Below are 22,808 nucleotides of genomic sequence, written 5' to 3'. Positions count from 1 at the left end.
GAGGTGTGACTGATTCAACTGTATAATAACACATGAGAAGAATGATTAGTACAGTTGAAAGTCGGTGAACGCAATGGCGACCAAGCACGAACAAATTATGCAACATATTTTGTCATTGGAAATTGGTCATAAAATTTCCGTCAGGCGGATTGCTAAATCATTGAATGTCAGTGAAGGTACGGCTTATCGTGCTATTAAAGATGCAGAAACACGTGGTATTGTCAGCACAATCGAGCGTGTGGGAACCGTGCGTATTGAAGAGAAAAAGAAAGATAACTTTGAACAACTGACATTTGCTGAAGTCATCAAAATTGTTGATGGGCAAGTTTTGGGCGGACGAACAGGATTGCATAAGACGCTCAGCAAATTTGTTATTGGAGCCATGCAACTTAACGCAATGATGCAATATACAGAAGCCGGGTCATTGCTTATTGTCGGAAACCGTGTGGAAGCACATGAGCTGGCATTGTATGAAGGTGCGGCTGTCCTTATAACAGGCGGGTTCGATACGGCTGAAGATGTTAAACGATTGGCTGATGAAATTCAGCTTCCGGTTATGTCCACAAGTTATGATACGTTTACAGTTGCCACCATGATCAACAGAGCCATTTATGATCAGCTAATCAAAAGAGAAATCGTTTCTGTTGGAGATATTTATACACCATACGATCATTCTTATTATTTGTACACGAAAGACAAATTGGGTCGATGGTATGAATTGAACGAACAATCAACCCATACCCGTTATCCGGTTGTGGATGAAAAAGGACGTGTAGCCGGCATTGTTACGTCCAAAGATGTTATTGGCAAAAATAAAGACATCTCCATTGAGAAACTTATGACAAAAAATCCGATGGTTGTCCAGGATAAATCATCACTTGCTAATGTTGCCCACATGATGGTTTGGGAAGGCATTGAGCTTGTTCCCGTTGCTGATGAATCGGACAGGCTGAAAGGTGTTATCTCGCGTCAGGATGTATTAAAAGCGCTCCAGGAAAGCCAGCGTCAGCCGCAAATGGGTCAAACGATCGATGATATTATTGCAAGCAGTTTGGTTCAGGAAGAAAGTGACACTACTATGTTTCGTGCTCAAGTTTCCCCGCAAATGTCAAACCAACTCGGAACATTATCCAATGGCGTTTACACGTCGCTGATGACAGAGGCAGCCGGCCGGTTGCTTCGCTATTCCCAAAAGGGGGATCTTGTCGTCGAGAATCTTACTGTCTACTTTTTGAAACCAGTGCAAATTGATGCAAACCTGCTTATTAAACCAGTCATATTGGATGCGGGGCGTAGTTATGCCAAGGTGGATGTGGAAGTGTTTAACGGACAAAAAATGGTTGGAAAAGGGATTCTAATGGCACAGTTAATGAACAGGTGAACAGGATCGGTAAGAGAAGGGATCCCATATGTTGTATTCATCGATCCTGTTTTAGCTGTTTTTTCATTTACGCCCTTAAAGCCTGGAACGGGAGTTAAGCACGCAGGCGCCTCCATTCATTTCTGTAATGCCTTGCTTCTTTCATCCCGACATATAGATGTAATCCGCCAAAGAAGAGGAAAACAATTCCAATGAACAGGGAGAGGCGGGTTTCATAGAACATATACTGGTTAATACCAAAGAAGAAAATGAGTGATCCGAGACAAACGCGGGATTTTGCGTTAAAATATTCCTTGGTCAGTCCGTCACCGCTTTTCAGAATGGCGACTTTGTAATAAATCCAGAAAACAGCGGAAAGCACAATAATAATAGGGAAAATGACCATATGAATCTGCTCCTAAATAGCTGAATTAAAATAACCGGATATACGGTTGCGTGTTGTTCCGTTGCCCCGGTTGAGGTACTGATATGCAATGGCGTCTGGGCATCGTTTATGTACCTTCAACCATTGTAGCTTGTTTTGATTCATGAGGAAAGTGAAAAATGTGACAAAGTAGGGAGAATATGATGCAACATATCCAATCAATTATTGAAGCCATTAAAGCATATGAAACGATTATTATTCACAGACATGTACGGCCGGATCCGGATGCATTTGGGTCTCAAGCGGCTTTGAAAGACATTATAAGCGAGTCCTTTCCGTCTAAATATGTCTTCATCACTGGAGAAGATGATCCATCACTTGAATTTTTAACGGTTATGGATGATGTTGATGATGAAACATATCAAAATGCATTGGTTATTGTATGTGATACAGCAAATGCTGAACGAATCAGTGATCAACGGTATCATCTCGGCCAGCAATTGATCAAAATTGACCATCATCCTAACGTAGGTCCATATGGAGATATATTATGGGTTGATACAGAGGCCAGTTCAACGAGTGAGATGATTTACGATTTGTATCTTTTCGGCAAGGATGACGGTTTGGTGATGACTGATGAATCAGCGCGCCTCATATATGCCGGTATTGTCGGTGACACAGGACGATTTCTGTTTCCGAGCAGCACGAAAAAAACATTCCAACATGCGGCTGAGTTGGTTGCCTATAATTTTGACCGTTCCAGACTTTATGATGGCCTTTACCGTATGAAAGATAATATTGCCAGACTGCGCGGCTATGTGCTGCAACATTTCACACGTTCGGCATCAGGCATGAGTACCGTAGTGCTGACTAAGGATATGCTCGACAGCTACGGTGTCCTTCCGATGGAAACAGGGCAGCTTGTTGGCGTTTTGGGTGATATTCAAGGTGTAAAAGCCTGGGCGTTTTTTATCGAAGAAGACGACTTAATACGGGTTCGTCTGCGTTCCAATGGGCCGGTCGTCAATGGTATTGCTTCTGCCTATAACGGTGGCGGCCACCCGATGGCGGCAGGTGCTTCGATAAGCACATGGGAACAAATGGAACACATCATGAGCGATCTGGATAATGCCTGCCAATCCTATACCGATGAATAAAACACTCATAAAGTGACATGTCCATTAGTGGGCGATAAAAAAAGAACTATTCCCGCAGTTGTTGTCGAGGTTATAGTTCTTTTGAATTTTTGGCCCATGGTATTAATACAACGGAATAAACCAGCAGCCTACATTGGTTTCATCATCATGTACAAGCAAATTTTCCCGTTCAATGCCGCGCTTCATCAGCCGAATTAATTCAGCTGATTCGGCGTATGCGGTTGTGCCTGCCTTCAGCTGTGCCATCTTTTCGTCTCGTAGTCGACGCTGATCCATTACATGCATGGTGAACAATCCTTTCTTGTTTAGTCATGTCAGCTTATGCATTATAGTATATGGAAAAGTGGGCTTTTGTGATGCTCATTTATCTCATTTTTTCGTAGAAATTTAACAATAAAGGACAATTGATTCAAGGCCCGCTGTATGATTCCGCTTTGACGGAAAGCTTTACGGTTGGGGTGATAATGAGCTTCCGTACTGTACATGTAAATGTAAAATCATCGATGGTAAATTCTTTGTTTTCAATGGTGGCCTCCAGCAATTCATCGCTTTCGGAAATGACGGACACCTCTTTTCCGACAATATGGTTAATTTCATCTTTTATTAACTCCTCCAATTCATGGGTGATAAGTCTATCCGGCAAATCGTCATCGTTGGTAATGGTTATGGTGATCGAGCCCACTTTCGCAGATTCTTTCGTTTTCTCATTAAGATCTTTTTTGTCATCAAGCAATGCGTCGTTTTCGTTTTTTAGTTCGGTCACCTCGGATTTTAACTCACGGTTTTCTTCAAGCATTTGCCCGTACATGGAGCCATACATATAAACGAATATCAAATAGCCAATAATCGAACCGGCAAATGCTCCCGCTAGAAACCTCTGCCATGTTGTTTTTTTATAGTAAGGGGGTATATGCATTATTCAACATCCTCCTGTATGACCCACCCAATAATTAATAGAGCTGTTTTAACACCGCCCATGGCAGACACAATGAGCATAATCTGTTTAAACAGGTCATAGGTGGAACCGGTAAAAATCCCTTTTTCAAAATTAGCAATGGCATCAAACGTACCACCGATGGCAGCAACAATTGCCCAAATCCGTAGACTAAGCGAAATACGTTTCATTTGGGTGAAGGGCGCATCTCCAGTGGCAAAAGCGCCGATGCTTCCGATAATAGTGCCACCTATAACGACACCAAATGCTATAAAAAAGCAATGAATGAATTGAGCTAGAAACCGTTCTTCCATGATTTTGGCCCCTTATGTGTGTACTGGTTCATTTTATGATAGCAATGGACAGGATATGTTATGATGCTCGATGTAATCATTGGAGACGCAGATGCTTATTGAGTAAAATAGGAGGCATGCATACATGGCAAAAGGAGGGGCAAGATGTCATTTACACATTTGCAGGTTCGTAGCGGTTACAGTTTCATGAAAAGCACCATGACAGTGGATAGACTGGTTTCCAAGGCACGCGAATTGCAGTTTGGCGCTTTGGCCCTTACGGATGAGGATGTTTTGCATGGCGTCATTCCTTTTTACAAAGCATGCAGACAAAACGGAATCAAACCTATCATCGGTATGAGTGTTACGGTTAATAATGCTGAGGATGGGAGTGACATGTGTGTTATTTTGGCGAAAAATAACGATGGGTATAAAAACCTCGTCAAAATTAGCACCCATGTGCAGATGTCGGGAGAAAATGGTATCAGCAAAGAGGATTTGGAACCGATGAGTGATGATTTAATCTGTATTCTGGTGACAGCAGTGTCCGACATCGGATCCTTACTACAACATGAAACGTATGACCGCGTAAAAACATATTTGAATGACGAATGGCGTATGTTCTATTCAGAGGACTTGTATTTGGGTGTACAGGATCATGGTGCTGAAACGGAGCGACGTGTGAACCAGTCTGTGCAGGCGTTCTGTGACAAATATTCGTTTCCCGCTGTGCTATTACAGGATGTGCGGTACCTCCATGAAAACGATGATTTTGCTTATGACTGCTTGCAAGCTATTGCAAAAGGACAAACATGGCAGATGAAAATAACAGATTCGTCCGTTCAAAATCGCCATATGCGTTCACAGGAAGAAATGAAGGAGGGAATTGGAGGCTCTTGGCCGGAAGTGATCCATGAAACGGAGCGGATTACGGAACGATGTAACGTTACGTTTGATTTCAACCGTAACATGTTGCCCTCGTACCCGGTTCCGGAACCAATGCATACGCATACATACTTAAAAGAGGTCTGCTGGGAAAACGTATTTGCGACGTATGATTCTGTTACGCATACAGTGAAAGAACGGCTAGCGCATGAACTGGAAGTCATTGAATCGATGGAATTCAGTGATTACTTTTTAATTGTTTGGGATTTTATCACCTATGCCAAAAAGAAGCGGATTTTTGTAGGTCCAGGGCGTGGATCAGCTGCCGGGTCGATCGTGGCCTATGTGCTTGGCATTACCGACGTGGATCCGATCAGCCATGGCTTATTATTTGAACGTTTCCTGAATCCAGAGCGAACGTCCATGCCTGATATAGATATTGATTTTTCCGATCACCGGCGTGATGAAGTCATCGATTATGTACGCTCCAAGTATGGAAGTAACCATGTTGCACAAATTATTACGTTCGGCACCTTTTCGGCAAGGGCGCTTTTAAGGGAATTGATAAAAACAATGCAAGTTGAATCACACGATGCCCGGTTTCTTTTGCAAGCGATTCCTGTACAGGCGAATCACACCATAGCAACATACGTACGATCCTCCAACGACTTGCAACAGTATATCAAACAGTCGGAAAAACTGAAAATGTTAGTTGCCGTTGCAACAAAGCTGGAAGGCATTCCAAGACATATGTCCACCCATGCCGCCGGTGTCGTTATCAGTGATGCTCCGTTAATGGAGACAGTTCCCTTAACGGCCGGCACGAATCACACTAATCTGACACAGTTTGCGATGAATGACCTGGAAGCACTTGGTCTCTTGAAAATGGACTTTCTCGGCTTGCGGAATCTAACATTGATGGAACGAATTACTCGTACCATCCGTTATACAGAAGGTGATAATGTATCATTGGCATCGATTCCTGACGACGACCCCGAGACGTATACGTTGCTTCAGCAAGGACGGACAAATGGCGTTTTTCAACTGGAATCCCAAGGAATGAAAGAAGTACTCAGGCGTCTGAAGCCGACCGTGTTTGAAGAAATAGCAGCGGTCAATGCGCTTTACCGGCCAGGGCCGATGGAACAGATTCCGGTTTATATTAATCGAAAACATGGGACAGAACAAGTGACTTATCCGCATCCGGATTTGGAACCGATTCTAAAGAAGACGTACGGTGTGCTTATTTATCAGGAACAAATCATGCAAATAGCGCACCGGATTGCCAACCTTTCGATGGGTCATGCTGATCTTCTCCGGCGAGCAGTCAGTAAGAAGGATGAGCAGCTGATGAATCAACAGCGCGTAGCTTTTATACAAGGGTGTCTGGATAACGGGTACTCGCAACAGGTTGCTGACGAAATATTCGAGTGGATTGTCCAGTTTTCGAACTATGGGTTCAACAAAAGCCACGCTGTTGCTTATAGTAAAATATCGTATCAGCTTGCCTATTTGAAAGCACACTATCCAGCAAGTTTTTTTGCGGAATTGCTGACGTCTGTCTCTTCTCAACAGGATAAAGTGACCATGTACAGAAAAGAGCTGGAAACACTGGGCATGCCATTGCTTCCGCCTTCAATCAATAAAAGTTTTGGAAAATACGTCGTGGAAGGATCAGGTATCCGAATGGGATTTTTGTCAATCAAGGGCATTGGTCATCAGGCAGGTAAAGAGATTATTCAAGTGAGAAAGCAGGGCCAATTCAAAAGTCTGTTTGATTTTTGCATGCGTGTGTCGCAGCAAACTGTCAACAGACAGGTTCTGGAAACATTAGTGATGGCAGGAGCGTTTGATGATGTTTACCCGAACCGGGCGGGTTTGCTTGCATCCATCGATCACGCACTGGAACAGGGCGAGTTGTTTAAAGAGTTCAGCGATCAATCGAATCTTTTTCAGGATACCATTCAATTAGAAGAAACCTATGTGAATATAGAAGATTTCAGTCTGATGCGTAAGCTACAGGATGAAAAAGAATTGCTTGGGTTCTATATGTCCAGTCACCCATTAAAAAAATTCCGCCGAGCACTGCAACAAGCCGGCTACACCTCGTTGAGTAGGGCCAAACATATGCCTCCCGGAGCGCGTAATCTATCCGGTGCAGCGGTTGTTCACACTATGAAAGTCATTCGTACCAAGCGCGGAGATACGATGGCATTTATGACAGTCGGAGATGAGACGGATGAAATAGAGACGGTTGTTTTTCCACCATTGTATCGCCAAGTGAATCGTTGGCTGTCTGAGGAAATGGTGATTACGTTCAACGGAAAAGTGGAAGATCGAAATGGGCAGCGTCAGTGGATAATGAATGATGTACAGCCGTTTAGCCAGACAGAGTGGGAACAAAAGCAACATCAGCGACTGTTTATCCAATTGACAGACACGAATGATAGCGAGGCATTAGCGACTATACGCAGTGTGGCAAAAGACTATCCGGGAAACACGCCGATTATCATTTATCAACAGACGGAAAAAAAGGCCTATCAACTGTCAGGAGAATACGGGGTTGATCCTCAGGCCCGTTGTTTACAGATGCTGCGTGATCGTTTCGGAAGTCAGAATGTGGCGCTGGATGAACGGAAAACAACCGGGTGATGGAAAGAGTGTCGTTCCAGTTGGGGCTTGTCTTAAGCCTCGTCGTCCCCGGAGATGTGATAACAATCTCATAAATGTACTCACTGAATGACGCTTTATGTTTAACTTTACAGATGATCTCCATCTGTTATAATGAATCCATTAATTGGTCAGACCACCTTCCGGGAGACATCTAATACATAAAAGGGAGTGACTATTTTGTCAAGACTGCGTGATGAAGCGTTGCATATGCATAAAGTGAACAGGGGGAAGCTTTCCACAGAGTCAAAAGTGAAAGTGCGGAATGCCAAGGATTTGAGTCTTGCCTATTCACCGGGTGTGGCCGAGCCCTGTAAAGAAATTTATGATAATAAAGAAACCGTTTACGACTACACGATGAAGGGGAACATGGTGGGCGTCGTCAGTAATGGTTCAGCGGTGTTGGGACTCGGCAATATTGGAGCGGAAGCTTCGTTGCCTGTGATGGAAGGAAAATCAGTATTATTCAAAAGTTTCTCGGGCATTGATTCTTTTCCAATTTGTCTGGATTCCTACGATATAGATGGAATTGTACAGACGGTGAAGATGATGGAACCAACGTTTGGTGGGATTAATCTGGAGGATATTGCTGCTCCAGACTGTTTTGTCATTGAAGAGCGTCTAAAAAAGGAAACCAGTATCCCGATTTTTCACGATGATCAGCACGGCACTGCTATCGTAACCGTTGCCGGATTGATCAATGCGTTGAAATTGAGCGGCAAGGCATTTTCGGATATTAAAGTCGTAGCCAATGGTGCGGGCGCAGCAGGTATTGCCATTATTCAATTATTGTATCATGTTGGTGTCCGCGATATGATTATGTGTGATTCAAAAGGGGCAATCTTTGAAGGCCGGTCGTATGGTATGAATGACGTCAAAGAGGAAGTCGCCAAAATGACCAACAAAGATAAAAAAGAAGGCGGCCTGGAAGATATGCTGGAAGACGCGGACGTTTTCATCGGTGTCTCTGTCGGCGGCCTGTTAAGCAAGGAAATGATTGAAAAAATGACAGATGACCCAATTATTTTTGCGATGGCCAATCCAGATCCGGAAATTATGCCGGAAGATGCCAAAGAGGCCAATGTGAAAGTGATCGGTACCGGGCGCTCGGACTTTCCGAACCAAGTCAATAACGTTCTGGCATTTCCTGGTATTTTCCGGGGGGCTCTCGATGTCCGGGCCACCAGGATTAATGAAGAGATGAAAATAGCCGCGGCCGAAGCGATCGCATCCTTGATTGCAGATGACGAGCTGCGTGACGACTATGTTATTCCTGCTCCGTTCGATCCGAGAGTGGCGCCGCTAGTTGCATCCCATGTCGCCAAGGCAGCGATGGAATCCGGTGTGGCCCGAATGGATACCGATCCGGAAAAGGTGGCCGAGAAAACAAGACGATTGACACGGATTGATGAGGACTGATGTACAATACTACCCATGTGCCGGCTGAGCGAGTTTGTCTCGCCGATCCGGCCATCTGTACACCGTATAACCTATAAAAGGGGTGACTCCGGCTGTGTCCATGCTACCAAAACAAAAAGTATACCATGGTATTTTACAGGAGCTTCGGAACTATATTGAAGCGAATCATCTGCAGCCAGGGGATAAACTTCCATCGGAACGTGTGCTCTCTGAGCAGCTGCAGGCGGGACGGTCATCCATCCGCGAAGCATTGCGTGCAATGGAGCTTTTGGGATTGATTGAAACCAGACATGGGGAAGGCACTTTTTTAAGCACATATCGGCCGTACCATACGGTAGAGGTGCTTTCCTCATTTATTTTGCAAAGAAATAGCACAAAAAATGATCTCTTAATTGCAAAAAGAATCATTGAAAAAGAAGCTGCAAAGATTGCCTATGATGATATGCAGGGTGAAGATATCGGTCAATTGATTGACATCGTCTGGGATCAATCACTCAACGAAAATGCCAAACATGTCGCCTTCTTTCAATACTTATTTTATAAGACAGAAAATTTGCTGCTTGCCAAAGTGTGGCAGCTCATGGATGAATTTTCGTATACCATTTCCAGCCTATCATACGATGAGTCCTTTTATTTGCGACTCATCGATCTTTATCAGGGCAACCACTACGCTTCCATCGAGGAATTGTTTCACGATTTGCCGGTGAAAAATAATTGATGTCTTCGATGATTGGTGTGTCCGACTGTTTAAAGCAGACAGTAACGGTCCGGGTTTGTTAGGAAAAGGAGGAATTCCCTTGCTAAAGGATTTTTTCAGCAAAAAAAGAAAATATGCTACCATTCCCAATGAAGATAGTAAAATTGATATTCCCGAAGGTTTAATGAAAAAATGTCATCATTGCAATAAAATATACTATCGAAAAGAAATGAATAAGAATATGAACGTCTGTCCGAACTGTGACTATCACCATCCGTTGAGAGCATGGGATCGGATAGGCAGTTTATTTGATGAGGAGACGTTGGAGGAATGGGATAGAGATCTAACGACGACTAACCCGCTTGAATTTCCCGGATACGAGGAAAAAGTGGACAAAGATCGCCAAAAAACCGGTCTCCAGGAAGGTGTTGTCACCGGCAAAGGTGTGATGAATGGACAGGAAACTGCTTTCAGTGTAATGGATTCCAGTTTTCGTATGGGAAGCATGGGATCGGTCGTTGGTGAAAAAATCACCCGTGCTATCGAGAATGCCAAAAATGAATCATTGCCATTTATCATTTTTACTGCTTCCGGCGGTGCCAGGATGCAGGAAGGTGTGCTCAGTCTCATGCAAATGGCCAAAACATCCGTTGCAGTGAAACGGTTTTCTGAAGCCGGTGGTTTAATGATCTCTGTTATGACGCATCCGACGACTGGCGGGGTTACCGCGAGTTTTGCATCCATCGGTGACTACAATCTGGCTGAGCCTGGGGCCATGATCGGCTTTGCTGGCCGAAGGGTGATTGAACAAACCATCCGTGAAAAACTGCCGGAAGATTTTCAGACATCGGAATTTCTTCTAAAGCACGGTCAGCTTGATAAAGTGGTACACCGTCATGATCTGAAGAACCTCCTGACCGTTCTTCTTTCCATGCATGCACAAGGGAGGGAGAATGCATGAATCAAGTGCTTGATTTTGAAAAGCCGATTGTCGATTTAAAAGAGAAAATTGCTGAGTTAAAATCGTTTACAAACGACAGCAATATTGATCTGGAAACGGAAATAGCAACACTGGAAAAACGGCTGGAAAAATTGGAGAACGATATTTACGGCAATCTGCAACCATGGCATCGAGTGCAAATGGCACGTCACCAAAAACGTCCGACAACAATGGATTATATCGAAGCATTGTTCACGAATTTCATTGAATTCCACGGTGATCGCTCGTTTGGAGATGATGAAGCCATCGTTGCTGGTATTGCTTTTTATCATGATCGACCAGTGACCGTTATTGGCCATCAACGTGGGAAAGAGACGAAGGAAAATATTCGACGAAACTTTGGCATGCCGCATCCGGAAGGCTACCGGAAAGCACTGAGACATATGCACCAGGCGGAAAAGTTCAATCGTCCCATCGTCTGTTTCATTGATACGAAAGGGGCTTATCCAGGCAAGGCTGCTGAAGAACGAGGTCAAAGTGAAGCTATTGCCCATAACCTCGTGGAGATGGCCGGACTTTCAGTGCCCATCATTTGCATCGTCATTGGTGAAGGTGGAAGCGGTGGTGCATTGGGATTGGGTATCGGGGACCATATTCATATGCTTGAGAATTCCACCTATTCCGTTATTTCACCGGAAGGAGCTGCAGCATTGTTATGGAAAGATTCGACTTTGGCCAGGAAAGCTGCTGAAACGATGAAAATCACCGCCTATGATCTGAAGGAATTAGATATTGTTGATGAAATTATTAGCGAGCCAAGAGGTGGTGCTCATCAGGACACGTATCAGCAAGCACAAAATGTGGATGCTGTATTGGCAAAATCCCTTGATGAATTGATAGCTAAGCCTGTTGATGAATTGCTTGAAATGCGATGGGAAAAATATAAGCAAATCGGTGAATACCAGGAAATGTAATATTCTGTATGTTTATAGATGCAGTGATAAAAGAGGTTGACAAACGTCAGCCTCTTTCACTTTATCATCCCCATCAGTATGGATCCGGCAACTGAAATGATTGATATTTTTTCGATTTACATATATCTTGTAGGGAGATAACAGTGTTTAAGTATGAGGTGAAACAATGAGGAAAGTTGGCATTTTGACAAGCGGTGGAGATGCACCTGGCATGAACGCGGCCATTCGTGCTGTTGTGCGTAAAGCTATCTATCATGGCATTGACGTTTATGGTGTGAAAAATGGCTTCCAGGGTCTTATTGATGGTTATATAGAGAAGATGGATATTGGTTCTGTTGGCGACATTATTCAGCGCGGTGGCACCATCCTCCACTCAGCCAGAAGTGAGGATTTCAAACACGATGAAGGGCAGCAAAAAGGGATGGAACAAATGGAGAAATATGGCCTTGAAGGATTGATTATCATTGGTGGGGACGGTAGTTTTCGCGGTGCGGAAAAACTGACAAAAAAGGGATATCCATGCATTGGAATTCCCGGAACGATTGACAACGATATTGCTGGTACGGACTTCACGATTGGCTTTGATACAGCGTTAAACACCGTTATTGACGCCATTGACAAAATTCGCGATACAGCATCGTCACATGAACGATCATTCATCATTGAAGTGATGGGCAGAAACGCTGGTGACTTGGCACTATGGGCTGGTCTTGCTGATGGGGCCGAGAGCATTTTGATACCGGAAAAACAAGATGAACTCCAAGAAATTGTCGATCGTCTCAATCGCGGACAAAACCGCGGGAAAAAACATAGCATTATTATCCTTGCTGAAGGTGTTGGAAGTGCGTTTGGCTATGCCGATAAAATAAAAGAACAGGCTGATTTGGAAACGCGTGTTACCGTTCTCGGCCATATTCAACGTGGCGGCTCCCCGACAGCCTCGGATAGGGTGCTTGCCAGCCGGCTTGGAGCACAATCCATCGAGTTGCTTTTAAACGGTGAAGCCGGGAAGATGGCAGGTATTCAAAACAATAGGCTGGTTGCCCATACGTTCGCGGATGTATTGGCACAAAAACACACCATTGATTTCAGCATGTACCAATTATCAAAAGAGCTGTCGATTTAAGGAGGCTGGAAAATGCGAAAAACAAAAATTGTGTGTACCATCGGACCATCATCGGAATCTGTTGAGACGTTGACACAATTGATAGATGCGGGAATGAACGTAGCGAGGCTGAATTTTTCCCATGGGAATTATGACGAGCATAAAATGCGGATTAACCAAATCCGGGAGGCAGCAGCCAAAACAGGAAAAACAGTTGCCATTCTTTTGGATACAAAAGGGCCGGAGATAAGGACGGGCTCGTTTATTAACGGAGAAGCCGACATTCTGAAGGATAGCATTGTTTATGTGACCATGGATGACATCGAAGGAACCGCCGAACGATTTTCCATCACGTACAGTGGACTCATTGATGATGTCCATCCGGGATCGAAAATTTTACTGGATGATGGATTGATTGAACTGGAAGTGCTGGAAATTGACCATGAAAGACGGGAACTGAAAACTAAAGCCTTGAATGAAGGTACTATAAAAAATAAAAAAGGTGTCAATGTGCCGAATGTTAGAATCAATTTGCCCGGAATCACTGATAAAGATGCGGCAGATATTAAATTTGGCATCGAGCAGGGTGTGGATTTTATCGCAGCATCCTTCGTTAGGCGCCCGTCCGATATACTGGAAATCCAGGAATTGCTTGAAGCATACGATGCCACTCATCTAAATGTCATTCCTAAAATCGAAAATCAGGAAGGTATTGACAATATTGAATCCATTTTGGAAGTCAGTGACGGTCTGATGGTGGCCCGCGGCGACCTTGGCGTGGAGACCCCCGCACAGGATGTACCGCTTGTACAAAAAGAACTGATTGCACAATGCAATACAGTTGGTAAGCCGGTTATCATTGCCACTCAGATGCTTGATTCCATGGAGCGAAATCCACGCCCGACAAGAGCGGAGGCCTCGGATGTAGCAAATGCTATTTTTGACGGAACGGATGCAATCATGCTCTCCGGCGAAACAGCTGCGGGAGATTATCCAATTGAATCGGTTCAAACGATGAATGCTATCGCGAGGAAAACCGAGACGGCTCTGGATCACACATTGATACTGAGCAACCGATCCAAGTCTTCCCATATGACAATCACCGATGCCATCAGTCAATCAGTAACTCATACGGCGATGAATTTATCTGTTAGTGCCATCATTACACCAACAGAAAGCGGACATACCGCCAGAATGATTTCCAAATATCGCCCGAAGGTACCAATAGTAGCTGTTACATTTTCCGAAGTAGTCAACAGGCAATTGGGGTTGGTCTGGGGTGTGCATGCTATAATGGGCAACAAAGCGCGTTCAACCGATGAAATGCTGGACATATCCATTGACCAAAGTTTGAGCACTGACTTGTTTGAACGAGGAAGCAGGGTGATTATTACAGCAGGTGTTCCAGTCGGCGAAAGCGGCACAACCAATTTGATGAAAGTTCATGTCATAGGAGATGTAATGGCTAAAGGTCAAGGAATAGGCCGCGGAAGTGCATATGGCAGAGCGGTTACTGCCCGGAATGCTGAAGATGCGCTCGCAAAGGTCGAAGAAAATGATATTCTTGTGACGTATGGAACAGATCGTGATATGATGGAGTCCGTTAAAAAAGCAGCCGGTATCGTTACCGAAGAAGGTGGATTGACGTCTCATGCAGCGGTCGTCGGTTTAAGTCTCGGAATTCCTGTTGTTGTTGGGGTGAAGGACGTGTTCACTCATATGGAAGACGGAATGGACATCACCATTGATGGTGCAAAAGGTGATATTTACCGAGGACATGCCAGTGTATTATAGAATGCCAATTCCGACTGAGCCATTGGCGTCACGATGTTTCATAACGGGGGAACCGTTTACTTTTTATCATAAATGTTATGAAAGCCGAAAAAACTAAAAGGGTGATAGCGTGCGTTGGCTGTTATTAGCTTTACTGATTATACCCGCTTTGGAAATAGGTGTTTTTATTTGGGCGGGCAACATCATCGGTCCCTGGTGGGTTGTCGCATTAATTATTTTAACCGGGGTTGCCGGTGTTTCCCTTGCTAAAAAACAGGGAACTGAGACGTGGCAGAGGGCTCAACGATCCATGAATAGCGGGCAGGTGCCTGCCGATGCTTTAATTGATGGCATCTGCATCTTTATTGGCGGTGTATTTCTGTTCTCCCCGGGATTCATAACTGATGCGGTCGGCTTTATGCTCGTGATCCCAATTACAAGACGTCCTTTCAAACGTATGGTCCAGCACCTATTACGGCACATGATGAATAACAGTAACATTATATACCGTCGATGGTAGACATGGATCAAGCCCCTTTTATGAAATGGGCCAACCAGTGGAAAGCGCCTGCTTGATAGAGAACTTTACCGACAACAGCTATGAATGGTCCTGCCAGCAGTCCGCCTGCACCCCATAATTGAAAACCGGCAAACATTGCCGTCAGTGTCGCCAGGGGGCTGAGTCCCACGTAGTTCGATAACAATTTTGGCTCAAGCAGTTCTCGTTGTACAACGACGATCGCATACAGGATCACCAGCTTAATTGTTATGGAATGATCGCCTGTCATAAATACGTAAATGATCCATGGGATGAAAACAATGCCTGTACCAATAAATGGCAGTATATCCAAACCTGTCGCAAGCAGCGCGATGGTCAGGGCATGATTGATACCGGCTGCCGAAAGCCCTATATAGATTGTCGCTGCTGTTATCGTAAGCAGTACTATTTGAGCTTTGATAAATCCGCATACAGCTCGTCTCAATTGAACCCAGATAGTGCTGCAGATGGTACGGACGGTTGCCGGAACCTTTTTATTCCAGGTGTGGGTCAAAGCATACCAATCGCTTGTCATGAAAAAAGCAGCCATGACAATAAACAGAAAAACGGCTACATAGCCAGGGAGTTTGGCTAATACTGCCGGGATTTGCATGAGAACATTCCGCAATACAACAGCAACGTCATTCGCCCATTGGCTGATCAGTTTATTGACGTGATCATAAATGGTGGTTTGCTGGTCGGAGCTCAATGAATGGAAAAAGGAGCTAAACTTTTCAAATAATGGAAACAGTTTGTCGTCGAACACATCACTTATAATAATCAGCAAATGCTCAAAATAAGCCGGGACGCGCTCAGCTAAATAAGTGGTTCCGTGAACCATTTCGGCCGTAATAAAATAAAGCGAGAACGCAGCCATAACGATAATCGCTGCCATCACAAAGAAAGCAGCCGGAGCGCGCGGCAGCCGAGCTTTATTTTCCAAAAATGTGACGATGGGATTAAGAACTATCGAAAGCAATATAGCAAGCAAAAAAGGGTATATGTAAGGCAATGTATGCTTCAACACTATGTACCCTGCTATAAAAACACCTATAACAACGCATGCGCGCAGCACTGGAAACAACTTTTCTTTGTACAATACCGCCCCTCCAAGTGCCCATTAGACTTGTACTATTTTACATATGATAAACAACGGCGAAATAGACGTCATCCAGCATTATTACATGATGAAAGACATAACTTTTTGTAAGAAGCTTCTTCTTAATGTAGAAATATTGCTGGTTTTAATCAGTTTTCATTCACATTAGTTGTATAATACTTTATAATTGGGCTTGGGGATGGCAATCACTTTGTAATAATCACGGTTACTTGAACTTGATGAATGAACCATTCATAGAAAAGGAGAGGGTTTGTTATGTCAACAGCAAAAGGGTTGGAAGGAATTGTGGCAACACAGTCGTCCGTCAGTTCCATTATTAATGATCAGCTCACCTATGCTGGTTATACGATTGATGATTTGGCTGAGAATTCAAGTTTTGAAGAAGTCGTCTTTTTATTGTGGAATTTACGGCTCCCGAATCAGTCAGAGCTCGATCAGTTTAAACATGATCTGTCTATCAACATGACATTGCCGGAAGCGGTTATTGACCATTTACATTCATATGATCTATCAACAGTTCATCCAATGGCTGCTCTCCGCTCTGCTGTATCAATATTGGGGTTGCATGACGATGAAGCTGATGTGATGGAACAAGCGTCCAATAAGCGAAAAGCGGTGCGCCTGCAGGCTAAAATTGCAACGATCGTAACGGCTTTTGCCCGCATCCGCAAAGGCAAAGAACCCATCCAACCAAAGGAAAATCTGAGCTTTGCGGCCAATTTCCTGTATATGTTGAATGGCGAGAAACCGAAAGACATCGAGGAAGAAGCCATCAATAAGGCGTTAATATTGCATGCGGATCATGAATTGAATGCATCCACATTTACAGCGCGCGTGTGTGTTGCAACACTGTCGGATATTTATTCCGGTGTGACCGCGGCTATCGGGGCATTAAAGGGACCGCTGCACGGCGGAGCCAATGAGCGTGTGATGGAGATGCTCACAGACATTGGTGACGAAGACAGGGCGATTCCATACGTCAAAGAGAAAATGGCCAATCAAGAAAAGATTATGGGAATGGGCCACCGGGTGTATAAAAATGGTGACCCACGTGCGAAATACTTAAAACGAATGTCGAAGGAGTTAACAAAAATTACTGAACAACCGAAATGGTATAACATGTCGGTTTCGATCGAAGACTACATCAAAGAAGAAAAAGGATTGCCGGCAAATGTTGACTTCTATTCCGCATCGGTTTATCACAGTTTGGGTATTGATCACGACCTGTTTACACCTATTTTTGCAACAAGCCGTGTATCCGGCTGGCTGGCTCATATACTGGAACAATACGATAATAATCGCCTGATCCGTCCGCGTTCTGAATATGTCGGACCAGAAACACAGACCTATATTCCCATTGAAAATCGCTGAAACCTTTGAGAACTTAATCATACAGCGCCGGGCTGATGCCATATCAAAAAAGCCCGGCTATTGTATGGCCAATCCGTTTGGTATATCAAGGTTTTACCGTGATACCTGACATTATGGTAAAATGAACGTGTATGAAATTAAACAGGAGGTAATCTTAATGACACAAGGTGAAAAAATTACTGTTGAAAACGGTGAAATGAATGTTCCCAACCACCCGGTTATTCCTTTTATCGAAGGTGACGGCACCGGTCCGGATATTTGGGCAGCGGCACGCCGCGTGATTGAGGCAGCCGTTGAAAAAGCTTATAACGGTGAAAAGCAGATTGAATGGAAAGAAGTCTATGCCGGTCAAAAATCGTATGATCGAACCGGTGAATGGCTTCCGGATGAAACCCTTCAAACCATTGATGACTATAAAATTGCTATTAAAGGACCACTCACAACACCAATCGGCGGTGGCATCCGTTCGTTGAACGTTGCGCTTCGCCAGGAATTGGATTTGTTTACATGCTTGCGTCCGGTACAGTATTTCAGTGGTGTTCCATCCCCGGTTAAACATCCAGAAGACGTAGACATGGCCATTTTCCGTGAAAATACAGAAGATATTTACGCTGGCATCGAATGGCAAAAAGGCACTGAAGATGTAGAAAAAGTAGTCCGTTTTCTGCAGGATGATATGGGTGTTGATAGTATCCGTTTTCCTGAAACATCCGGCATTGGTATTAAACCGGTATCCGAAGACGGATCAAAGCGCCTGATTCGTGCTGCCATTGATTACGCCATTAAGGAAGGTCGCCGAAATGTCACCTTGGTACATAAAGGCAATATTATGAAATTCACGGAAGGATCCTTTAAATCATGGGGTTATGAAGTTGCCGAACAAGAATATGGTGACAAAGTCTTTACATGGGCAGAGTATGACCGGATTGTTGAAAAAGAAGGCAAAGAAGCAGCCAACAAGGCGGAAGATGAAGCAGTTGCTGCCGGCAAATTGGTTGTAAAAGACGCCATTGCCGATATCTTTTTGCAGCAAATTCTGACCCGTCCAAAAGAATTTGATGTTGTTGCAACGATGAACCTAAATGGGGATTATATTTCCGATGCACTGGCTGCACAAGTCGGCGGTATAGGTATTGCGCCGGGAGCGAATATCAACTATGATACCGGTCATGCCATTTTTGAAGCAACCCACGGCACAGCTCCTAAATATGCCGGCATGGACAAAGTGAACCCATCTTCCGTCATTTTGTCAGCGGTATTGATGCTTGAACATCTGGAGTGGAGAGAAGCAGCCAACTTGATTTCAAAAGCGATGGACAAGACCATTGCTTCCAAAGTGGTTACTTATGACTTTGCACGTATGATGGATGGGGCTACTGAAGTGAAAACAAGTGGATTCGCTGATGAACTCATCAAAAATATGAATTGACTGTCAAATCCGGAGCACTCGGCATACTACATTTTCTTATTGGAAGGTGAAAGACTATGTCTATTAGACGCAAGAAAATAACTGTCATCGGTTCTGGATCCACTGGCGCCACCACTGCCCTGATGATGGCACAAAAAGAATTTGGTGATGTTGTATTAGTGGATATTCCGGATAAGGAAGACCCAACAAAGGGAAAAGCGCTGGATATGAAAGAAGCAAGTCCTGTTCAAGGATTTGATGCCAACATTATCGGAACGGCGGATTATAAAGATACAGCAGGTTCCGATCTGGTTATCATTACAGCCGGTATCGCGCGAAAACCCGGAATGAGTCGTGACGACTTGGTTAACACAAATGCCAAAATCATGAAATCCGTCACGCAGGACATTGTTGCTCATTCACCGGAGACGACTATTATTGTTTTGACTAACCCGGTGGATGCTATGACTTATACGGTATTTAAAGAATCCGGACTTCCGAAAGAACGGGTGATCGGTCAATCCGGCATATTGGATACAGCGCGGTTCCGCACGTTTATTGCAGAGGAATTAAACCTGTCCGTAAAAGACATCTCTGGTTTTGTCCTTGGCGGTCATGGCGATGACATGGTTCCATTGATTCGCTATTCCCATGCAGGCGGTATTCCGCTCGACAAGCTGATTTCTCAAGACCGCCTTGATGCCATTGTTGAGCGCACACGCAAAGGTGGCGGAGAAATCGTCGGTCTATTGGGCAATAGCAGTGCTTATTACGCACCGGCCGCTTCCCTCACCGTTATGGCTGAAGCCATTTTGAAAGATCAGCGGCGCGTCCTTCCATCCATTGCCTATCTCGAAGGGGAGTATGGTTATCGTGACATTTATCTCGGTGTGCCAACAGTTATTGGCGGGAATGGTCTGGAAGATATCATTGAATTGGATCTGACCGATGATGAAACAGCAGCGTTGGACCGGTCAGCCGAAACCGTAAAAAATGTACTTGATGTGCTTCGTTCATGACAATAATAGGAAAAGCTTCTCCTACCTTCTTCAAAGTAGAGAGAAGCTTTTTCTATATACCGAATGCAACCATTCATCACTAGCATAACCATGGCTTTTCTGTTACGATCTATTCACATCATTTCCTGTTCATTGTAAGATGAAAACAACTAAGCTGATGGGGAACGGAGAATGTGTCATGAAAAAACGGATTTTGGTTGTTGATGATGAATCATCCATTGTCACGCTTTTGACATTCAACCTGGAACAGTCAGGATTTGAAACGGATACGGCATATGACGGAAAAGAAGCAGTCCGAAAAACAGAAAAAGAAACCTATCATTTAATCATACTTGATCTGATGCTTCCGGAAATGGACGGGAGGGAAGTATGCAGACATTTGCGTTACAAACAGATTGACACACCGATTCTGATGTTGACGGCCAAAGATGATGAATTTGATAAAGTTCTCGGTTTAGAGCTTGGCGCAGATGATTATTTGACCAAGCCTTTCAGTGTGAAAGAAGTCACTGCACGGACGAAAGCGATATTAAGACGGACTGAAAAGACTGACAAAATTTCCGGCGCTTCATTGAACATAGGCAGTCTTGTTATTTTTCCAAATCGGTATGAAGCGGAAATGAATGGAAAACTTCTAACGTTTACCAAAAAGGAGTTTGAGTTATTACATTATCTTGTATTACATAAAGGAAATGTCTTATCACGTGAGCAGCTTTTACGTGCAGTCTGGAATTATGATTTCGCAGGTGATACCCGTATCGTTGATGTCCATATCAGCCGTTTGCGGGAAAAAATTGAACCGAATACCAGAAAACCAATCTATATTAAAACCATAAGGGGACTGGGGTATAAATTGGAGGAACCAACATAATGCGATTGCGTCCATTATTCACAAAACCATTGGCCGCCTATCATGCGAGTATTTTTATACTATTGATTGCAACAGGTGCGATCATCAGCCTACTGACAAACGAGTATATTATTCTCGGATCAATTTTGATTGTGGAATACGTAGGCTTGCTTATAATCATGCTACACGTTTATGAAAAATATATGAAACCCATCAAAAAAACTACAAAAGCTGTGAATGAATTCCTTAAAGGAAATTATCGAACCCGTATTCAACATACAGAAAGCGGTAATATTGGTGAATTAAATAACAAATTAAATGAACTGGCACGGAATTTAAGTGAATTTCGGATGCAAGAACAAATGAAGGAAGAGCAATTGTCCACGGTAATTGATAACACACAGAGCGGACTTGTTTTACTGGATGGAAAAGGGTATATCCATTTGGTGAATCGGAAATTTCTATCTATGTTCGGTGGCGAATCCGGGGATTACCGCAGTTTTTTATACTATGATGTGCTGGAAAATGAAACGATTCATGAAACTGTTCAACAAACGTTTCTGTATGAAAGAAATATTATTGAATCGTTTACACAAGTCATTGACGTCGATAAAAGGTATATTGAGATCATTGGTGCGCCCATTTTTAATGAACGGAATATGCTGAAAGGCGCCGTGTTGCTGCTTTATGACATCACCCATCTGAAGAAACTTGAATTGATGCGAAAAGATTTTGTAGCCAACGTATCGCATGAACTGAAGACACCGATCACCTCCATTACAGGATTTGCCGAAACATTGCTGAATGGGGCGATGAATGATAAAAAAACACTGCATAGTTTTCTAACCATCATCTATGACGAAAGCTATCGTCTGCAAGGGTTAATTGAAGACCTGCTGACGTTATCCGAATTGGAAAAAGATAATTTCAAACTTGCCAAAACAACGGTGCATATGGATAAATTGACAGGAGAGATTATTCCAATTATTCAACATCGTGCTGAACAAAAAGGGATTAACATGGAGATGAATGTTCAGGAAGGGATTACGTTGCAAGGCGATAGGGAGCGAATCAAACAGGTGGTTATCAACTTACTGACCAATGCTATCAATTATTCACCAGAAAATGGCGAGGTGATACTAACCGTGTTTGATGAAACGGAATATGTTCATGTGTCCGTGTCCGATAATGGCATTGGCATTGACCAGGCAGTAATCCCGAGAATTTTTGAACGATTTTATCGAGTGGATAAGGCCCGCAGCCGGAATACAGGTGGAACGGGACTCGGTTTGGCTATTGTAAAACATATTGTGGAAGTTCATGATGGCCATATATCCGTTGAAAGTGAACCGGATAACGGGTCAACGTTTCATGTTTACTTGCCCAAATAAAACAAAGCGGGGCTGGGACAAGACTGAACAAATTGCTTCTAAATACGAACGATATATTTAAGGTGTGGCCATCGCTCCGGAAAAACACTGCGCTTTCACCTTACCAGGCACAAGCGCGACATCTGTTCAAGCTTTCTTTGGTCGCTTTCACAGTGTCTTCTTTGCCGCGGGCGCTGATAAGCCTCCTCGTGCTCGTCGCGTTGCAAGCTTATTCGTCGAAGCCTACGCTCCTCGCAGGTCGAAGCCTACTCATGGAAGCTTTGCTTTGTGCTTATCGCACTGCGGGGTCTTATCTAGGCTTTTCATCCCGCAGGAATCTCCGTGTTTTTCCTACGCTAAACGAAAAATCCGAACTGATTCAGGTTTTTTCGAATCATAGTTCGGATTTTTATTTGACTAAACGTTTTTTGTCCCAGCCTCGTTTCTGTTTTTTGTAAATGATTTCTTTTACTGGTCTGAAAACCGGGAGATAATCTTTTGAATCAGGCATGGATAATGATAAACTATATTTACCAGGCA

The 22,808-nt window shown here is 43.8% G+C and carries 20 protein-coding genes; 15 read left to right on the top strand and 5 right to left on the bottom strand.

What is annotated here, in order from left to right; all coding sequences use genetic code 11:
* Positions 1-73 precede the first annotated feature (73 nt).
* Positions 74-1,381, top strand: a complete 1,308-nt coding sequence (locus tag ABDZ72_RS01225; RefSeq protein ID WP_343750627.1) for a DRTGG domain-containing protein — start codon at positions 74-76, stop codon at positions 1,379-1,381.
* Positions 1,382-1,475: 94 nt separating this feature from the next.
* On the opposite strand, the gene ABDZ72_RS01220 is transcribed toward ABDZ72_RS01225, so the two are convergent.
* Positions 1,476-1,766 (bottom strand): YtpI family protein, encoded by a 291-nt coding sequence (locus ABDZ72_RS01220; RefSeq protein WP_343750626.1) that lies wholly within the window; start codon positions 1,764-1,766, stop codon positions 1,476-1,478.
* Between the two features lie 179 nt (positions 1,767-1,945).
* Here ABDZ72_RS01220 and ABDZ72_RS01215 point away from each other — a divergent pair, with 179 nt between their 5' ends.
* Positions 1,946-2,902 carry a DHH family phosphoesterase gene (locus ABDZ72_RS01215; RefSeq protein WP_343750624.1) on the top strand — a complete coding sequence of 319 codons (957 nt, stop codon included), beginning with the start codon at positions 1,946-1,948 and terminating at the stop codon, positions 2,900-2,902.
* A gap of 102 nt (positions 2,903-3,004) precedes the next feature.
* Here ABDZ72_RS01215 and ABDZ72_RS01210 read toward each other — a convergent pair whose 3' ends face one another.
* The 3 genes from ABDZ72_RS01210 to ytrH form a co-directional block, all read right to left on the bottom strand.
* A complete protein-coding gene (locus ABDZ72_RS01210; protein WP_343750623.1) occupies positions 3,005-3,187 on the bottom strand; it encodes a YtzJ family protein in 183 nt (60 codons plus the stop codon).
* Between the two features lie 124 nt (positions 3,188-3,311).
* Positions 3,312-3,818 carry a sporulation membrane protein YtrI gene (gene ytrI / locus ABDZ72_RS01205; RefSeq protein WP_343750622.1) on the bottom strand — a complete coding sequence of 169 codons (507 nt, stop codon included), beginning with the start codon at positions 3,816-3,818 and terminating at the stop codon, positions 3,312-3,314.
* Positions 3,818-4,150 (bottom strand): sporulation membrane protein YtrH, encoded by a 333-nt coding sequence (gene ytrH / locus ABDZ72_RS01200; RefSeq protein ID WP_343750621.1) that lies wholly within the window; start codon positions 4,148-4,150, stop codon positions 3,818-3,820. Before ytrH ends, ytrI begins: the two co-directional genes overlap by 1 nt.
* Positions 4,151-4,294: 144 nt before the next feature.
* Here ytrH and dnaE point away from each other — a divergent pair, with 144 nt between their 5' ends.
* The 8 genes from dnaE to ABDZ72_RS01160 all read left to right on the top strand — a co-directional run bounded on the left by dnaE (position 4,295) and on the right by ABDZ72_RS01160 (position 15,112).
* The gene (gene dnaE / locus ABDZ72_RS01195) at positions 4,295-7,666 is read left to right on the top strand and encodes a DNA polymerase III subunit alpha (protein ID WP_343750620.1); all 3,372 of its coding nucleotides are present in this window, start codon (positions 4,295-4,297) and stop codon (positions 7,664-7,666) included.
* Positions 7,667-7,894: 228 nt separating this feature from the next.
* Complete coding sequence (gene ystJ, locus ABDZ72_RS01190) at positions 7,895-9,103, top strand: NADP-dependent malic enzyme (protein ID WP_343750693.1); 1,209 nt, start codon at positions 7,895-7,897, stop codon at positions 9,101-9,103.
* A gap of 100 nt (positions 9,104-9,203) precedes the next feature.
* Positions 9,204-9,821, top strand: a complete 618-nt coding sequence (locus ABDZ72_RS01185; RefSeq protein WP_343750692.1) for a FadR/GntR family transcriptional regulator — start codon at positions 9,204-9,206, stop codon at positions 9,819-9,821.
* Between the two features lie 79 nt (positions 9,822-9,900).
* A complete protein-coding gene (gene accD / locus ABDZ72_RS01180) occupies positions 9,901-10,761 on the top strand; it encodes an acetyl-CoA carboxylase, carboxyltransferase subunit beta (RefSeq protein WP_343750619.1) in 861 nt (286 codons plus the stop codon).
* On the top strand, positions 10,758-11,714 hold the full coding sequence (accA, locus tag ABDZ72_RS01175) for an acetyl-CoA carboxylase carboxyl transferase subunit alpha (protein ID WP_343750618.1): 957 nt from the start codon (positions 10,758-10,760) through the stop codon (positions 11,712-11,714). Before accD ends, accA begins: the two co-directional genes overlap by 4 nt.
* Positions 11,715-11,880: 166 nt before the next feature.
* Positions 11,881-12,840 (top strand): 6-phosphofructokinase, encoded by a 960-nt coding sequence (gene pfkA / locus ABDZ72_RS01170; protein ID WP_343750617.1) that lies wholly within the window; start codon positions 11,881-11,883, stop codon positions 12,838-12,840.
* A gap of 12 nt (positions 12,841-12,852) precedes the next feature.
* Positions 12,853-14,613 (top strand): pyruvate kinase, encoded by a 1,761-nt coding sequence (pyk, locus tag ABDZ72_RS01165; RefSeq protein WP_343750616.1) that lies wholly within the window; start codon positions 12,853-12,855, stop codon positions 14,611-14,613.
* 109 nt (positions 14,614-14,722) lie between these two features.
* A complete protein-coding gene (locus tag ABDZ72_RS01160; RefSeq protein ID WP_343750615.1) occupies positions 14,723-15,112 on the top strand; it encodes an FxsA family protein in 390 nt (129 codons plus the stop codon).
* A gap of 7 nt (positions 15,113-15,119) precedes the next feature.
* Here the strand turns inward: ABDZ72_RS01160 and ytvI are convergent, their stop codons facing one another.
* Positions 15,120-16,229, bottom strand: coding sequence for a sporulation integral membrane protein YtvI (gene ytvI, locus ABDZ72_RS01155; RefSeq protein WP_343750614.1), 1,110 nt, complete (start codon positions 16,227-16,229; stop codon positions 15,120-15,122).
* A gap of 276 nt (positions 16,230-16,505) precedes the next feature.
* On the opposite strand from ytvI, the gene citZ reads away from it, so the two are divergent.
* The 5 genes from citZ (at position 16,506) to pnpS (ending at position 22,289) form a co-directional block, all read left to right on the top strand.
* Positions 16,506-17,621, top strand: a complete 1,116-nt coding sequence (gene citZ, locus ABDZ72_RS01150; protein ID WP_343750613.1) for a citrate synthase — start codon at positions 16,506-16,508, stop codon at positions 17,619-17,621.
* A 121-nt stretch (positions 17,622-17,742) separates the two neighbouring features.
* Entirely contained in the window at positions 17,743-19,050 is a 1,308-nt protein-coding gene (gene icd / locus ABDZ72_RS01145) for an NADP-dependent isocitrate dehydrogenase (protein WP_343750612.1), read from the top strand.
* A gap of 56 nt (positions 19,051-19,106) precedes the next feature.
* Positions 19,107-20,048 (top strand): malate dehydrogenase, encoded by a 942-nt coding sequence (mdh, locus tag ABDZ72_RS01140; RefSeq protein WP_343750611.1) that lies wholly within the window; start codon positions 19,107-19,109, stop codon positions 20,046-20,048.
* 178 nt (positions 20,049-20,226) lie between these two features.
* Complete coding sequence (locus tag ABDZ72_RS01135; RefSeq protein WP_343750610.1) at positions 20,227-20,919, top strand: response regulator; 693 nt, start codon at positions 20,227-20,229, stop codon at positions 20,917-20,919.
* Positions 20,919-22,289 (top strand): two-component system histidine kinase PnpS, encoded by a 1,371-nt coding sequence (pnpS, locus tag ABDZ72_RS01130; protein ID WP_343750609.1) that lies wholly within the window; start codon positions 20,919-20,921, stop codon positions 22,287-22,289. Before ABDZ72_RS01135 ends, pnpS begins: the two co-directional genes overlap by 1 nt.
* Positions 22,290-22,808 lie beyond the last annotated feature (519 nt).

It is taken from the genome of Lentibacillus halophilus, assembly GCF_039522485.1.
GTDB classification, from domain to species: Bacteria; Bacillota; Bacilli; order Bacillales; family Amphibacillaceae; genus Lentibacillus; species Lentibacillus halophilus.
Note: the sequence above shows the minus strand (reverse complement) of the source record. Positions and strands in the feature narration are given on the sequence as shown.

Bases quoted from the DNA above. Each gene is read 5' to 3' on its own strand.
- ABDZ72_RS01225 (WP_343750627.1), top strand. From the start codon at position 74: ATGGCGACCAAGCACGAACAAATTATGCAACATATTTTGTCATTGGAA.
- ABDZ72_RS01220 (WP_343750626.1), bottom strand. From the start codon at position 1,766: ATGGTCATTTTCCCTATTATTATTGTGCTTTCCGCTGTTTTCTGGATT.
- ABDZ72_RS01215 (WP_343750624.1), top strand. From the start codon at position 1,946: ATGATGCAACATATCCAATCAATTATTGAAGCCATTAAAGCATATGAA.
- ABDZ72_RS01210 (WP_343750623.1), bottom strand. From the start codon at position 3,187: ATGCATGTAATGGATCAGCGTCGACTACGAGACGAAAAGATGGCACAG.
- ytrI (WP_343750622.1), bottom strand. From the start codon at position 3,818: ATGCATATACCCCCTTACTATAAAAAAACAACATGGCAGAGGTTTCTA.
- ytrH (WP_343750621.1), bottom strand. From the start codon at position 4,150: ATGGAAGAACGGTTTCTAGCTCAATTCATTCATTGCTTTTTTATAGCA.
- dnaE (WP_343750620.1), top strand. From the start codon at position 4,295: ATGTCATTTACACATTTGCAGGTTCGTAGCGGTTACAGTTTCATGAAA.
- ystJ (WP_343750693.1), top strand. From the start codon at position 7,895: ATGCATAAAGTGAACAGGGGGAAGCTTTCCACAGAGTCAAAAGTGAAA.
- ABDZ72_RS01185 (WP_343750692.1), top strand. From the start codon at position 9,204: ATGCTACCAAAACAAAAAGTATACCATGGTATTTTACAGGAGCTTCGG.
- accA (WP_343750618.1), top strand. From the start codon at position 10,758: ATGAATCAAGTGCTTGATTTTGAAAAGCCGATTGTCGATTTAAAAGAG.
- pfkA (WP_343750617.1), top strand. From the start codon at position 11,881: ATGAGGAAAGTTGGCATTTTGACAAGCGGTGGAGATGCACCTGGCATG.
- pyk (WP_343750616.1), top strand. From the start codon at position 12,853: ATGCGAAAAACAAAAATTGTGTGTACCATCGGACCATCATCGGAATCT.
- citZ (WP_343750613.1), top strand. From the start codon at position 16,506: ATGTCAACAGCAAAAGGGTTGGAAGGAATTGTGGCAACACAGTCGTCC.
- icd (WP_343750612.1), top strand. From the start codon at position 17,743: ATGAACGTGTATGAAATTAAACAGGAGGTAATCTTAATGACACAAGGT.
- mdh (WP_343750611.1), top strand. From the start codon at position 19,107: ATGTCTATTAGACGCAAGAAAATAACTGTCATCGGTTCTGGATCCACT.
- ABDZ72_RS01135 (WP_343750610.1), top strand. From the start codon at position 20,227: ATGAAAAAACGGATTTTGGTTGTTGATGATGAATCATCCATTGTCACG.
- pnpS (WP_343750609.1), top strand. From the start codon at position 20,919: ATGCGATTGCGTCCATTATTCACAAAACCATTGGCCGCCTATCATGCG.